The organism is Streptomyces sp. STR69 (assembly GCF_024519455.1).
GTDB lineage: Bacteria > Actinomycetota > Actinomycetes > Streptomycetales > Streptomycetaceae > Streptomyces.
The window spans coordinates 36,339-51,193 of sequence record NZ_JALJRY010000036.1; the positions used below are offsets into that span (position 1 = coordinate 36,339).

Here is a 14,855-nt window from a genome sequence, read left to right on the forward strand (position 1 = left end):
GGAAGAGCTCAGCAAGGCCACGACCAAATAGCTTCGGCCACCCAGCCCTCCCCACATCAAATGAACCGGGTAACCTGCCCCAGTGCAGTTCGGGTACGGAGATTTCCCTGCTCAGCAATCTCAAGAACGCTGTGTCGAACTTCCGGATCAGAGCTGCCAAGCCGCACCAGGGTCGAGATCTGGTCGCTGATCTCCAAACCCTCCAGGGGGCTCAGGTCGGGAATCGTTCCCGCAGGAATAAAAACAGCTGCCGTCGTTTCGCTTCCCTCACTCAACAAAGAATCGAATTGTTGATGAATGTCAAGACCGAGCGTCGAGCACCAATCCGACCAGTCATTCAATTCCATCCCATCAGCGAAGAATCGCAGGACCATTTCAGAAGCCATTGAGTACAACTCGCCGATTTCTTCAGGAGCATCCTCAGAACGCTCCGGGTCGATTACTTCACGTAGCGCCTCAAGAACTTCCCGCATCCGATTTGGCAACGTCTCAGGGAACCACATTCCGGACCTTGTCACATCTTCGTACAGGCCTGACGGGGCCCGCCAAAAAAGGATCGGAAGCACCCTGTAGATACACATGGCTCCCGAGACGAGCACGGCATCCGTCGCAGCATCCGCAAGTAGGCGGGTCAGGGACTCGTGCGACATCTCTACGGCTTCCAAAACATCCTCCATGGAGAGTTGCTCTTGCTGCTCTTGAACTCTGGGCCGCCAATCGTAGCCCCTTCATTACCGAGAAGGGGCGTGCATCTCGCCCAGCAGACACCTGTCGACGTACCCCCCTCCACAATGTCCCATTTTCCGTCCAGAGCTTGGATTATCGACTCCTCCGCATGTCCTTCGAGTTGGACAAATATCTCTCCTGGATTCAAGGAATTGTTCTTTTTCCAACCTGTAGGCATGTACGTCTTGTTGCTCGCTACCCAGGTCTCGATCCGACTCGGATCGGCAATATTCCTGACACGCACCACTGCTGTCGTTCCACTCCAACCGGCTTCTGACTGAAGCTGGGTGGCGCGATCCATCAGTTGTTGTGCGCCAGCCTCCGTACCACCACAATTGTGTACGAGAACGGGCGTGCCGCCCGCCACCACATAGTACGTATGCAGCATCGCAACGGTCAGGTTGTGAACCGTCGCATCCAGCGCCGTCCACCGCTCCACCGCCGTGATCTGGACGTACGTGCCGGCGCTGGTGCGCAGCCACTCGCCCGCCCTGAGGTCGGTCGCGTCGATCCAGTCGCCCAGCTCGGGGACCCAGAAGGGGTGGCCGGCGGTCGCGGTGACCTCGGCGGTCTTCGTGCCCTTCTTGCCGTCGGTGTCGATGGTGACCTTGACCAGGTGCTTGACGCCCTTGCCGAGGATCTCGGCGGTGACCGTCTGCGCCACCGTCTCGCCCGTCTCCGGGTCGGTCGCCAGGACCTTGTCGCCCGCCTTGACGTCCTTGATCTTCTTCGTGGAGCCGTCGGCCATCAGGACCCGGGTGTCGGGGGTGAAGCTGTTGGCCGTGCAGCTCGCGCCCTCGGAGCCGCCGCCTTCGCCGCCGGAGTTCTCCTTGCCGGACCCGTCGCGCGACCCCCCGGACTTCTCGTCCGCCTTGCCGCCGCCCTTGGAGCCCTTCGACTGGGCCTGGGAGCGTGCCTTTGCCTGGACCGGGTTGCCCTTGGCGCCCTTCGAGCCGGTGTGGGCTTTCTTCTTCACCGCCTCCGCTGCGCGTTTCGCGGCTTCCCTCGCCTTGCGTTTGGCCTCGGCTGCCGCGGCCTCCGCCGCCTTCTTCGCCTTGATCAGCGCCACCTTGGCGGCCTTGGCCGCCTTCATGCCGATCTCGGCCGCGCGCTTGGCCACCTTGAACGCCTTGACCGCGCTCATCGTGCCCTTGAAGGCACGCCACATCTTCTTGCCCTTGGAGAAGACACTGGTCCAGGGGATGGCGTCCATCAACAGGCTGCCGCACGCCCACAGGTCGCCCTGGGTGAAGCAGCCGACCACGTCGTTCCAGCCGATGAACTCCTTGAACACGGCCCAGCCGGTCGTCAGGATCACATCGCCGATCGAACGGCTCAGGGTCTTCTGGTAGGCGGCGATCTTCGCGTCCAGTGCCGCGATCGACGCGTCGAAACTCGACGCCGACGACGTCAGCCCCGACGGATCCGCGTAGGTGACCGGGTTGTTGTTCGCGTACGAGTAGCCGTTCGCCTGGAGCGGGTCGCTGTCGTCCAGGACCGGGTCCGCCGAGATGAAACGGCCGGTGGCCGAGTCGTACTCCCGGGCGCCCATATGGGTCAGGCCCGTCTCCACGTCGTCGTCGCCCGTGTGGAAACCGGTGTGGGAACGCGCGATCACGTTCACCGCACGGTCCTCGCCCCACGGGTCCCGCTTCGTGACCCGCACGGTCATCCCGCCGTCGAGGCGGACCTCCGCCAGCGGGGTGCCATTGAGGTCCGTCGCCTGGGCGTACACGTGCTCGCTGACGCCGGCCGTGTTGTCGACGCCCTCGCGGAAGCGGGTCACCGACGGGCCGCCGATGCCCGCGTACGTCCGCTCGACGTAGCGGACCTTCCCGGCCGTCGTCAGCGACACCTTCGTGTCGGGCAGGTCGAGCACCGCGCCCGCGCTCGTGCGCTCCAGCAGACGGTTGCCCATCGCGTCGTAGACGTACGTCGTCTTCGACGCGGGCTTCCACAGCTGGCCCGCCACTGTCGAGCCGCACGCGGCAAGCGTCAGGTCGGTGCCGACCGTCGATGCCGGCGCCGCCAGGCACAGGCCGGTCGAGACATGCTTGACCTGACCCGTGCTCAGGGTCTGCCAGCGCTGGGCCGCCACCGCGTTGTCGCAGGCCTGGACCAGGGCTGCCGCTCCCGCCGTCGTACCGTTCGGCTGGACGCAGCGCCCGCCCACCACCAGCTGACCGACTGTGGCGTCCTCGACGGTGCCGTCGCTGTTGGTGTCGGCGGCCTTCAGGCGCACCTGCTGCGACCTGTTGCCGTTGCAGACATACACCTGCATCGCCGTACCGGCCGTCGTGCTACCGCCCGACAGGTCCATGCACAGGCCGCCGACGCCGATCCAGGCCCCCGAGCCGTCGGCGCCGAAGCCGGTCACGGACTCGACCTTGCCGTCCCACGTCCAGGTCATCGTCTGCGCTGTGTCGCCGCCGGTGGAACGGGTCTCCATCTCGCCCGCGGCGTCGTAGGTCTGGGTCGAGCGGGCGGTCACCTGCGCGCCCGCCGCCGTCGTCGACGACGTGGTGTACGAGGTCAGCGTGTGCGGCTGGGCGTTCTTCGCGGTGGTGCTCGTTCCGTAGGCGTAGTCCGTGACCGTGTCGCCCTTGGTGTCGGGCGCCCCGGAGGTGAACGTCGGGTCGGCCTTGTGGACCGTCTTCTTCGTCCGGTTGCCCAGCACGTCGTAGTCGTACGACTGCCAGTAACCGTCGTTGCCGGACGAGACGTTGACCGTGTTGTCGGAGTAGACGGGTTCGGCCGTCGACTTGCCCGCGGCCACACAGGCACCGCCGCCCGGTGTCGTCCACGCCTCCTTGAGCTGGCCGAGGGCGTCGTACGTGAAGCACTGCTGGTCGGTCGTCGTGCCCATACGGTCGGCGACCGACAGCACATTGCCCGACGCGTCGTAGGAGTACGAGCGCTTGCTGACCTCGCTGCCCGGCACGACCGTCGTGTCCGTGGCGCTCTCCCGGACGAGCCTGCTGGTCGAGAGCTCGCCGGTCGACTCGTTGAACGTGTTCTCCTGCCACAGGCGGTGGCCCTGCTCACCGGTGGTGGAGCGCAGCACCTGCCCGTACGGCGAGTAGGCGGCCTCCGACGAGTACCAGTCCTTGCCGGAGACCGAGGTCGGCAGGCCCGCCGCGTTGTAGCGGGTGATCACGTCCTCGGCGTCCAGGCCGCCGGCCGCCGGGGCCGTGTACGTCTCCAACTGACCGTCGTCGTTGTACTTGTACGTGTACTTGTACTGGGTGGCGAAACCGTCGGTCGTCTGTCCGGCCGTCGAGCCGGGCGGCAGTGCCACGGTCATGTCCGTGGGCTGGTAGTCGGCCGTGTAGCCGCCGATCGTCGTCGTGTACGCCTTGCCGTCCGTGTAGCGGGTCGCCGAGACGAGCTGGCCCTTCCCGCCGCTCGCGCCGTCGTAGGCGTACGTCTGCGCGAGGGTGGAGGTCGTCGAGCCCTTCGGGGTGACCTTGACCTGCTCCACGCGGTTCAGCCGCTCGTAGCCGTACGAGACGGTCTGACCGCGGGCGTCGGTCGCCTTGTCCACCCGGCCGTAGGCGTCGTAGTCGGTGTGCGTCGCGCCCGTGTCCGGGTCCGAGGTGTCCGTGACCCGGCCCAGCGCGTCGTACGTCCACGTCCGTGTGTTGCCGACGTCGTCGGTGGAGGTCACCATGTCGCCGCGCAGGTCGTAGTCGTACGTCGTGGTGATCGCGCCCGTCTCGGTCAGCGCGGTGTCGGCGAAGGTGTCCTGACGGGTCGTGCGGCCCAGCGCGTCGGTCCACACCCGGGAGGCCGGCGTGCCCTTGGGCTGGCGGACGACCGTGTAGTCGAGGGCGTACTCGTAGCGGGTGCGGCGGTCGGTGGTGGTCACCGCCTTGCCCGCGTTGGTGAACGTCTCACCCGTCTGCGGGTAGGAGTTGTGCACCGGAATGACCGTCAGGACCCGGCCCAGGCCGTCGTACGTGTACGAGGTCGCGTTGGGGACCAGCGACTCCGAGGCGGGGACCACCAGGTCCGTGCTCGGGTCGCCCTCCATGTAGTACGCGTTGCGGGTGTAGCGGACCTGGCCGGCGCTGTTGTGGAGCGTGTCGGTGACCAGCCGGCCGCCGCCCACGGCCGGGGTCTGGGTCTGACGCTCGCGGCCCAGGCCGTCGTAGATCGTGGTGGAGGACTCGTACGTTCCGTCGACCGCCGCGGTGTTCGGGTTGTCGGCGAGGGACCGCGTCACCACCGACACCGGCTTGTTCGGGTCGATGTTGTACTCGTACGTGACCGTCGGATCGTCCGTGGCGGTCTGGGTGGCGTCCCAGGCGGCGACGGCGCGCCCGAGCGGGTCGTACTCGTAGGACTCGGTCCGGTTGTTGGCGTCCGTGGACTTGAGCGTGGTGCCGCGTCCGGGCTCCAGGGCGGTGGTGTCGGTGAAGCCCGCGACCACCGCGCCGTCGACGACCTTGTTCCCGGTGACCGTCTCGATCTTGTAGACCTGACCGCTCGACGGCGTGTACGTCGTGGTGTTGTACACCCCGGTCGGGTCGGTGACCTTCGTGACGCGGCCGGTGGAGTCGTACTCGGTGCGCGACTCGGGGTTGGTGGTCTCCCAGCCGGTGCCGGCGCCGGTCGGCGCCTCCGTCCTGGTGACCAGGCCCTTGGCGGGGGTGGCGGTGGACGAGGTCGCGCCGTCGTAGAACATGCGCGAGGCGCTGACCAGAGTGGTGCCCGTCGAGCTGGACAGGTCCGTGGAACAGGTGCTGGTGCCGGTGGTGGCAACGGTCCGGGCGACGAGGCCGACCAGGTAGTTCGTGCCCGAGGTGTTGTGCACGTACGAGGTCGCGGTGCACGACTCGTCGCCGGAGACGGCTGTGTCGCCGTACTCCTTGACCTTCGTCGGCAGACCGTATGTGGAGTCGTACTCGGTCTCGGAGGTCACCGTGTGCAGGGGCAGCTTGTCGGCGGCCTTGCCCGAGGCCTTGGAGATGGTCGAGGTCCTGCCGAGCGTCACGCGCTCGGAGACCACGTCCGGGCCGTCGGTACGGTCGCGGGTGGCCAGGCGGACCGGGGCGTCAGGGAAGTTGACCGTGCGGGCGACCCAGCCCGTGGTGGTGTCGGCCGCCGCGTCCGGGTAGGTGAGCGACTCGGCGACCATGCCGGCGTACGCCTTGCGGTCGGTGGCCAGGGTCGCGCCGGTGACGTCGGTCGTCACCACGGAGCGCTTGACGTCGTCGGAGGACTTCTCCGGAGTGTCGTCGGCGAGGACGTCGTCGTCCATGCCGCGGAAGTAGCGGGTGACGGACTTGGAGGCGACGCTGCCGCCGACCGCGTCCGTGGCGCCGGTGGTCGTGGTCACGAGCGGGAAGCCGCGGAAGTCGTCCCAGGTGCGTTTCTTGGGGCGGGAGAACTCCGACTGGCTCTTGGCCCACAGCGCGCCGTCGACGGCGTCGTCGTCGGTCTCGTACCTGTACGTCGTCACGATGTCCTGCGCGTCGGCGAGACGCGGGAACTCGGTGATCTTGTCGACGACATACTTGTGGAACCAGGAGATCCGTTTGTCCTCCAGCTCACCGTCGGCGTGCCAGTACGCCGGGTAGCACAGGGAGTGGTTCCTGTCGGTCGTCGGGCGGCCCGAACCGGTGAGGCACTTGCCCTCGGGATCCTTGTAGTCGACGTGTGTACGGCCGCCGTACTCGGAGACGACGTCCTGGATACGCAGCCGCGCGAACAGCGGGGACGTGTCGGAGGAGCCGTTCTTGACGCGGTTCGGCAACGCGTTCTGGTTGTGACCGAAGGACACCGGGTTGAGGCGGTCGATGGAGCCGTCCACCGCGTAGCCGGTACGGGTGACGGACTCCAGCCAGAGCGCGGTGTACTCACCGGTGAGGTTCCAGGGGAAGGACTGCTTCAGACCCCAGGAGTCGACCTTCGACAGCGAGGTCGTGGTCGTCGAATCGCCGTCCAGGCCACAGGCGTTGCGCTGACCGGTCTCGTTGCCGTCGGCGTCCGAGGAGTACTCGGTCAGTGTCACGCCCTGCTCGCGCTGGGTGCAGGAGTCGACCGAGGCGAGGCGCTTGCGCGAGAAGAAGGTGGGGGCGTACGTACCGCATTTCCTGCCGGTCGCGCACGCGAGGTCGGCGGGGGTGTCGAACCAGGGCCGGGTCCGGTCGGACTGCTTGGAGTCGAAGTTGGCGTTCGAGCACGCCACGTTCAGCGCGGGGTCCTCGAAGCAGCGCTCCCGGGTGTTGAACTTCACCCGGCCCAGCGGTTCTTGGGAGAAGAGCGTGGCGGCGCGCTGGCCGTAGTCGATGTGGGAGAGGTAGCCGGCGCGGTCGTAGCCGACCGCCTTGGCCTCCTTCATGTCGCGCGCGTAGGCGTTCTTCTCCTTCTCCCACCACAGCGACATCGCGTTGCCCGTGGTGTCCACGACGTAGTCGAGCTGGAAGCGCCAGCCCTGGTCGCAGAACGAGTCCGCGAACTTGGGCGCGTAGCAGGGGTCTTCGGAGTGGTTGCCGGCAACCGGCACATTGAGCACGGAGTTGGTCTCCGGCTTGTCCGAGGTCCAGCCCGGGAGCCGGTTCAGGCCGAAGTAGTACTGGGTGCCGTCGTCGGTGGTGACGCGCCAGAACTCCCCGTTGTCGTCACCGTTGTTGGAACCGTCGATCCCCGTGAGGGTCTTGTAGTCGGCCGCGGTGAGCAGCTCGACGCGCATGTTCTCGCCGCGCGCGCCCTTCCACTGCTTGGTGGTGTCGTCGCGCACCAGCTCGGTGGTCGTCCCGTTGAGGGAGAGCACCGCGTTGTACGAGCCCCAGCACTGGTCGCCGGTGAAGTGGTCCTTGTTGTTGGCGTCGGCGGTGTCGGCCGCGCAGCCGACGAAGGTGCGGGTGATGGAGCCGGGGTTGTAGTCCCAGCCCTCGCCGACCCAGGAGACCTGGTTGTTGGTGGAGGACGTACGGCCGTCCGAGGTCTGGGAGTTGTAGCTGAGGGTGACGTTGGGTGCGGGGCCCGCCGGGACCTGCGGGGCGGCCATCGTGTACGCGTAGGTGAAGGCGCCGGAGGAACCGCCCGCCGTCCAGGAACCCGCCGACACGATCGGGCTCGCGGAGAAGTCACCGCCGGCGCCGGCGCCGTAGGAGCTGCCGACGAGCAGACCGCCGCCGGAGGAGTCGGCGATCCGCTGGACGGAGCTGACCGCGTCGCCGCGCCAGACGGCGGAGTCGACGCGGCCGGCGTCCGTGCTCACCGCGCTGTTCGCGGTGGACGTGGCGGCGGAGACCGACGCGAGGTCGGCGGTGTCCAGGGTGACGTTGACCAGGGTCTCGGGGACCTCGACGGTGGTGTCGGTGGAGCCGCTGACCTCGTCGCCGGCGGTGTCCTCACCGGTGTCCGCCTCGGAGCCCGAGGAGTCACCGGCGTCCAGCGCCACGTCGACGGTGTCGCCGGTGCGCTCGACCTCGGTGGTCACCGGGATACCGGTGGAACACGCCTCGTCCTCGGGCGTCGTCGCATAGCAGGCCGGCATCAGGGTGAAGGAGAGCCGGTCGAGCCACTGTGCGCTGTAGGTCTCGGCGAGCCTGGTCGCGTCGATGGAGACGACCGCGTCACCGGTGGCGGTGTCGGGGGCGTCGACCGCGAGCATGAAGCCCTGGGCGCCGTTCGCGACGGCGTCGGCCTCGGGTGCGGCGGCGACGCTCCACTGGCCTTCGAGGGCGTCGGCCTGCGCCGGGGTGGCACCGTCGGGAGCGCCGACGCCGATGCTCATCGTGCCGTCGGCCGCCTTCGCGACGTCGGTCGTGCCGCCCGCGGTCATGGTGTCGACGGCCTTGGTACCGGAGGCCGCGGGCACCTCGGCGACGGCCGCCGGCGCGTACACCTTCTGCGGATCGGTCGCGGCGGAGCCCGAGAGATCGTCGAGGTCGTCGGTCGACTTCTCGTCGAGCGCGACGGCGTCCGTCTCCTGCAGGTCCGCCAGCTCGACCGTCGTACGGGGATCACCGGGGCCGAACGCGACGGCGCCGGGCAGCAGGGTGACGTTGAGGGCCAGGACCAGCCCGGCGACGACACCGACCCGCGTTCGGCGTCGGACCAGGCGCTCGCGCGGCGATCTCGCCAGCGAACCTCTGCCGCACCACGACAGCACCGCACGCACCGTCAAAACGAACCTTCCCCCCGTGACACCCCGTCAGAAGCACACCGGCCCTGACCGCACTTTGTGAGCAACGGCTTACTCACCGAGCACGAAAATAAAGGCCTCGTGAAGATCGTCGTCAAGATGACAAGATTTTCTGTTAGGTATGTCACTCGCCAAAATCAGGCAAAGAACAGCAAAGAAACACTGTTGCCGTCTTTGCGCGACGATTACCCACTCCACGTCGGCCAAAGGATGTTGATCAGGACGGGAGGAGCTGTCCATACTCCAACCGCCCGATCCGAGGGCACACCGGAAGAGTCATGCAGCCTGTTGTGGAGAAGGCCCCTTGAGCGACCTCGACACCGCCGCGGAACCAAGTCCCCCCGGCAGAAAGCGCGTTCGCCGTGCCGTGGCCACGGCCATGGCGCTGGCCCTCCTGGCCGGCGGCGGCGCACTGCTCGCGCTGCGCGACGGCGGCGACGCGGTCTCCGACGCCAAGGCCAAGCGGGCCGCACAGCCGGTCGACGAGGACGAGGCCCAGTCACGGGCACGCAGGAGCGGCGAGAAGGTCGAAGTCGCCACGCTGGCCGACGAGTTCTCGACCACCTACGCCAACCCCGACGGAACGTTCACCTACACGGTCTCCGTCGCGCCCCTGCGCGCGAGGAACTCCAAGGGGGCATGGGCACCGGTCGACACCGGCCTGCGCCGGAGCGGCGAAGGCTGGCACACCGTCAACAGCCCGTATCCGGTGACCTTTTCGGCCGGGGGCAAGGGGGCCGACGGCACGCGCAAGGCCTCAACCAGGCAGTCCGGTACGGCAGTTCAGCCAGCCGTGTTCCGCACCGGAAGCCATTCCGCCCAGCAGGCCGACGACCCCGCCGACACCTCGTGGACCCCGCTGCTGACGATGACCGCCGAGGGCCACGAGGTCACCTTCGAGTGGCCGGGCGCGCTGCCCGAGCCGGTCGTCGAGGAAAACCGCGCGCTGTACGAGGGCGTCCTGCCCGGCGTGGACCTGATGCTGACCGCCCGGGACACCGGCTTCACCCATGTCCTGGTCGTCCACACACCCCAGGCGGCCGAGAACCTGGCCGCCGACCCGCCGCGCTACCGGGTCACCTCCTCCAGCCTTTCCTTCGTCCTCGACCCCGGCACCGATGTGCTCACGGCCAAGGACGGCGACGGCAACGAGATCGCCGTCTCCCCCACGCCGTTCCTGTGGGACTCGGCGGGCACGCACGACACGGACGGCGGGTCCGCCGACCCGGAAGCCGCGACCGGCACCAACGAGAACCCCGAGGTCGTCGAAGAGGCACCGGCGCGCGAGAACCCGGACGACACACCGGCCGACGAGGTCCCGAACGAGAACCCGGACGGCACCGGGAGCAACGCGGACCCCGTCGCCTACGACGGCCTGCGGGCGTCCGCGTCCGACACACTCGCGCTGCCCGCCGTGAACGGCCCGGGCGAGGGCGGCCACGCCACCACTGCCGCCGCCGAGTACCGCGGCGACGTACTGACGATCACCCCGCCGGCGGGCTATCTCACGGACACCGAGAACCTCACCTACCCACTGTTCCTCGACCCCTCCACCACCGGCATCCGCGCCAACTGGACCACGGTCTACAAGCGTTACCCCGGCTCCAGCTTCTACGACGGCGCCAACTACAACGAGGACACCAAGGAGGCCCGCGTCGGTTTCGAGAAGGAGACCTGGGGCACGGCCCGTTCGTTCTTCCGCATGAAGCTGCGGAACTCCATCAAGAACGCGGACGTCTCCAGCGCGACCCTGAAGGTCCTGGAGACCCACTCCTGGTCGTGCAGCAAGCGCACCGTCCAGCTGTGGGGCACGGGCGACTTCACCTCCAAGACCACCTGGAACCGCCAGCCGTCCTGGAAGCGGAAGATCACCTCGAAGTCCTTCGCCTACGGCTGGAAGTCCAACAGCTCCTGCCCCGACGCCTACGTCAACTTCACCGTCACCTCGCTCGCCCAGGACGCCGCCGACTCCGGCGCGACCAGCTTCAACCTGGGCCTGGTCGCCTCCACCTCGTCCTCCGCACCGACGGGTTCCGCCAGCAGCCTGGAGACGGACACATACTCCTGGAAGCGGTTCAAGGCCGAGGGCGACGGCTCACCGTCACTGTCCATCACCTACAACCGGAAGCCGAACACGCCGACCTCCGTCACCATGAGCCCCGGCTCCTGCGACACCTCCGCCTCGCCGTACATCAAGGTCGGCAAGGGCGACACCATCACCCTCAGCGGCAAGGCGACCGACCCGGACAGCGACCTGGCCAAGCTGGAGTTCCAGCTCTGGCAGACGGGCAAGGCCGACACCACGACCAAGACCTTCACCAAGGCCGTGGACGACGGCGAGGTCGGCGGAGTCTCCGTCAAGTCGTCCCTGAGCAACGGCGTCACCTACTCCTGGCGGGTGCGCGCCTGGGACGCCAAGGTCAGCAGCGGCTGGGCGCCCACCGGCGGCGACGGCGTGTGCCGTTTCACCTACGACACCGATCTGCCCGACTCCCCCGCCCCCGTCGTCTCGACCGACTTCCCCGGTGACGACGACGGCGACAGCGAACCCGACGTGTGGTCCGCCAAGCCCTTCGGCAACAGCGGCAGTTTCACCTTCGGGGTCGGCTCGTCCAGCGAGAGCGACATCGTGAAGTTCGTCTGGTCCATCAACTCCACCAGTTACACGGGCTACGCCTGCTCGGGCGGCGCACAGGGCACCTCCGGCGGCCTCACCAAGTCCTGCACCACGGCGATCAAGACGGCCACCATCACCGGCATCAAACCCCCGGCCGCCGGCCCCAACACCCTGTACGTCAAGTCCGTCGACTCGGCCGGCAACATCTCCCCCAACGCCACCAAGCACTTCTTCTACGTCCAACCGCGCTCGGCCGCGGACGGCGCCGGCGATCTGAACGGGGACGGCACGGCCGACTTCGCCCATGTCACCGCCGCCGGAAACCTCTGGATCGACTCGGTCTCCCAGGACGGCGCCTGGGTGTCCAGCGCGTTCGGCACCCACGACAACGGCACCCTGATCAAGGACGGCGGCACCGCCCCACACATCTGGGACGGCACCGGCACCTACGCCCTGGTCACCCACAACGGCGACTTCGCCCCCGGCGACGGCGTCACCGACTGGGTGATCCGCACCCACGCGGGCCGCCTGTTCGTCTACCCCGGCGACGGCTACGGCGCGATCGACGTGAGCAAGCGCGTCGAGATCCGCCTGCCGTCCAACGCCCCCGCTCCCTCGACCTTCTCGGAGATCAAGTCGGCGGGCGACATCACCGGCGACGGCCGACCCGAACTCCTCGTGGCGGGCGGTGCCGGCGGCAACGAGCTGTGGGTGTTCACCGGCTACAGCGGCGGCAGCTTCAGCGGGGCGACCCAGATGACCTCGTCCTCCTGGGGCGACACCGAACGCGACTTCGTGGCCGTCGCCGACTACAACGGCGACGGCGCGGCCGACATGACGTACCGCACCTCGGCCGGCAACATCATCCTGCGCAAGGGCGTCCTCGACAGCGACGGGACGGGCACCGTCCTCGCCAGCCTGGGCACGTCCGCCGCGAGCCTGGACGGCGACGACACCTACGCCTCCGGCACCTTCACCTACGCCGCCTACCCGCTGATCCACGGCACCCCCGACGCCACCGGTGACGGCATCCCCGACATCTGGACGACCAACGCGGCCGGAGCCCTGCTTCTCCACAAGGGCGGCACCACCGCCATCGGCTCCTCCACCACGCTCAGGTCGAGCGGCTGGGAGACGGTCAAGCGACTGGGCTGACCACGTGCGGCACACCGAACGGGGCTCAGGGCCAGAGCAGTTGTCTGGCCCAGCCCCGCTCCTCCCGCACATAACTCAGCCGAACATGCCGCCGTAGCGCATCGCCCTGGAAGAACTCGGCCTCGTCGGGCAGCACGCGGTACAGCGTCCAGGTGGGGACCGGAAGCCCGGGCTCGCGCTGCGCCCGTTCCCAGGCCGCCTCCGACGCCTGCGTCAACTGGTCCAGGGACGGGAGGACTTCGCTCTGGTGGCCGGTCAAGGCCGCTGCCAGGGCTCCTGTCGAGCGGACGTGCAGGTCGGCCTGGGATTCGGCAGGGGGCGCCGGGAGGACCGGGCCGCGCAGGCGGATCTGGCGGCCCAGGCGGGGCCAGTAGAAGGAGAGGGCCGCGTACGCGAAGTGCTTGAGCTGGTGGCCCTTGCGGCTTGTGGCGTGGGTCGCGAAGGACCAGCCCTCCGTGTCCGCGCCGTGCAGCATCACCATCCGTACGTCGGGGAGGCCCTCGTCGTCCCTCGTCGCAAGGGACATCACGTGGGGCTCGATCTCCCCCGCCGCCACCGCCTCCGCGAACCACGTGGTGAAGAGGGAGAGGGGGGTGTCCGGTGCCGTCGTCGGGTCGAACGGCCTCAGTTCGGTCGCTTCGGGGGCCCATACCCGTAGTGACTTCAGCAGGTCGTGGAGGTCCGGTCCCGTTTCCGTTGCCATAAGTCGAGTATCACCTTTGGCCGGTGCCGGGTCCGAAGTCGTATGTAGTGAAGTCCGCGACCGGGCGGTACCCGATCCGTTGGTAGAGGGCGTTGCTGGTCGGGTTCGCGAGGTCGGTGAAGAGCAGTACCTCGGCCGCGCCCGCCGTACGCGCGGCCCGGCTGACCTCCGCCGTGACGGCGCCCGCGTAGCCGCGGCCCCGCAGGTCCGCCGGTGTGTAGACGGGGGCGACACGGATCTGGCCGGCCACCTTCGCCGTGACTCCGGCCATCGACACCGGTGTTCCGTCGGGGGTTTCCCAGAGCGTGACACCGCCGTAGGAGATCCGTGCGTCGGCCCAGTCGGCCGAGCCCATCGTGGCGCCGTGCTCGCCGATCGCCGCCACGAACTCGCCGTGCCAGCGCATGAGTTGTTCGCGGTCCTTTGCCACCGCAACTCTTGGGCGGCCGGGAGGGGCGGGGGTCGGGATCGTCAACTCGGCGAGGCGGTAGAGGCGTTGGCGGGCATTGATTTCGAGTTCGGCTCCGGTTCGTCGTCGCCATGCTTCCGCGAAGGTCGACGCCGTGTCCTGTTCGGCCATGATGCCGGGCAACTCGGTTTCCGGGTCGGCGAGTTGGGCTGCCAGCGCTTCGGCCTCGTCGGGGGTGAGGCGGGTCGGCATGAGGCGGCCGGGAGGTGTGCGGAAGAAGGTGGCCGTGACGGTGCCGTCGCGTTCCAGCACGCCGAACTCCGGGTCGCCGTCGCCGTAGATGTGTCGCCCGCGGCTGCGCAGGGTGTCCGTGACCGTCAGCTGGAGCGTGTGGGGTGCGGGGCGGGACCGGAGGAAGTCCCCTGCCAGGCGCAGGAATTGGTCGAGGTCCGCGGTGATGTGCCAGGTGGGGATCGTCGTCACAGTGCTGCCTTCGGGTCGGTCGCCAGGCGGCCGTGGAGGTGGACGTCGCGGAACGCGTCGCGCCGGCCCGCATCGAACATCGCCCCGCGCAGTGTTCCCTCGGCGGGGAAGCCGCAGCGTTCGGCGATGTGGCAGGAGGCGTGGTGGCCGAGGGCGTGGCCGAGTTCGAGGCGGTGCAGGCCCAGGTCGGTCAGGGCCCAGTGGGCGGCGAGGGTGAGGGCGCGGGTGGCGACGTGCCGGCCGCGGGCCTCGGGGAGGGTCCAGTAGCCGACGCGGGCGACGCGGATGATGTGGTCGATGTCGTTGACGCCGATGTGTCCCAGGGTCGTACCGTCGGCGGCGTCCATGACGCGGAACGAGGCGCTGACGCCGTCCTGGGCGCCCTCGGCGCGGGAGCGGAGCGAGTTGCGGGCGCCGGTGAGGTCCGTGATCGGGCGGAGTGGGGTGTTCCAGCGCTGGAAGTCGGGGTCGGACACTCCGCGCAGCCAGTCCGCGACGTCGGTGTCGTCGTCGGCGTCCCAGGGGCGCAGCCGCAGTCCGTGGCCGTTCAGCTCGGGCAGCGGGTTCTGCTGGAGGGACCGCTCGCGTATGTGGGCCATCGCGC

General features: G+C 68.5%; 6 protein-coding genes. 1 reads left to right on the plus strand and 5 read right to left on the minus strand.

Going from position 1 to position 14,855, the window contains the following annotated elements:
• Positions 1 to 56: 56 nt before the first annotated feature.
• Positions 57 to 677, minus strand: coding sequence for a hypothetical protein (locus tag OC490_RS42420; protein ID WP_262063393.1), 621 nt, complete (start codon positions 675 to 677; stop codon positions 57 to 59).
• Entirely contained in the window at positions 653 to 8,860 is an 8,208-nt protein-coding gene (locus OC490_RS42425; protein WP_262063441.1) for an RHS repeat-associated core domain-containing protein, read from the minus strand. Before OC490_RS42425 ends, OC490_RS42420 begins: the two co-directional genes overlap by 25 nt.
• A gap of 328 nt (positions 8,861 to 9,188) precedes the next feature.
• On the opposite strand from OC490_RS42425, the gene OC490_RS42430 reads away from it, so the two are divergent.
• The gene (locus tag OC490_RS42430; protein ID WP_262063394.1) at positions 9,189 to 12,656 is read left to right on the plus strand and encodes a DNRLRE domain-containing protein; all 3,468 of its coding nucleotides are present in this window, start codon (positions 9,189 to 9,191) and stop codon (positions 12,654 to 12,656) included.
• 25 nt (positions 12,657 to 12,681) lie between these two features.
• On the opposite strand, the gene OC490_RS42435 is transcribed toward OC490_RS42430, so the two are convergent.
• Genes OC490_RS42435 through OC490_RS42445 form a run of 3 tightly spaced genes read right to left on the minus strand, consistent with a single transcriptional unit; the run spans position 12,682 to position 14,850 of the window.
• Positions 12,682 to 13,359, minus strand: coding sequence for a pyridoxal 5'-phosphate synthase (locus tag OC490_RS42435; protein WP_262063395.1), 678 nt, complete (start codon positions 13,357 to 13,359; stop codon positions 12,682 to 12,684).
• A 10-nt stretch (positions 13,360 to 13,369) separates the two neighbouring features.
• On the minus strand, positions 13,370 to 14,251 hold the full coding sequence (locus OC490_RS42440) for a GNAT family N-acetyltransferase (RefSeq protein ID WP_262063396.1): 882 nt from the start codon (positions 14,249 to 14,251) through the stop codon (positions 13,370 to 13,372).
• Positions 14,248 to 14,850 carry a GNAT family N-acetyltransferase gene (locus tag OC490_RS42445; protein ID WP_262063397.1) on the minus strand — a complete coding sequence of 201 codons (603 nt, stop codon included), beginning with the start codon at positions 14,848 to 14,850 and terminating at the stop codon, positions 14,248 to 14,250. Before OC490_RS42445 ends, OC490_RS42440 begins: the two co-directional genes overlap by 4 nt.
• Positions 14,851 to 14,855: the final 5 nt, after the last annotated feature.

What these genes read in the sequence shown, in the direction of transcription:
- OC490_RS42420 (WP_262063393.1), bottom strand. Translation starts at nt 677, where the DNA reads ATGGAGGATGTTTTGGAAGCCGTAGAGATGTCGCACGAGTCCCTGACC.
- OC490_RS42435 (WP_262063395.1), bottom strand. Translation starts at nt 13,359, where the DNA reads ATGGCAACGGAAACGGGACCGGACCTCCACGACCTGCTGAAGTCACTA.
- OC490_RS42445 (WP_262063397.1), bottom strand. Translation starts at nt 14,850, where the DNA reads ATGGCCCACATACGCGAGCGGTCCCTCCAGCAGAACCCGCTGCCCGAG.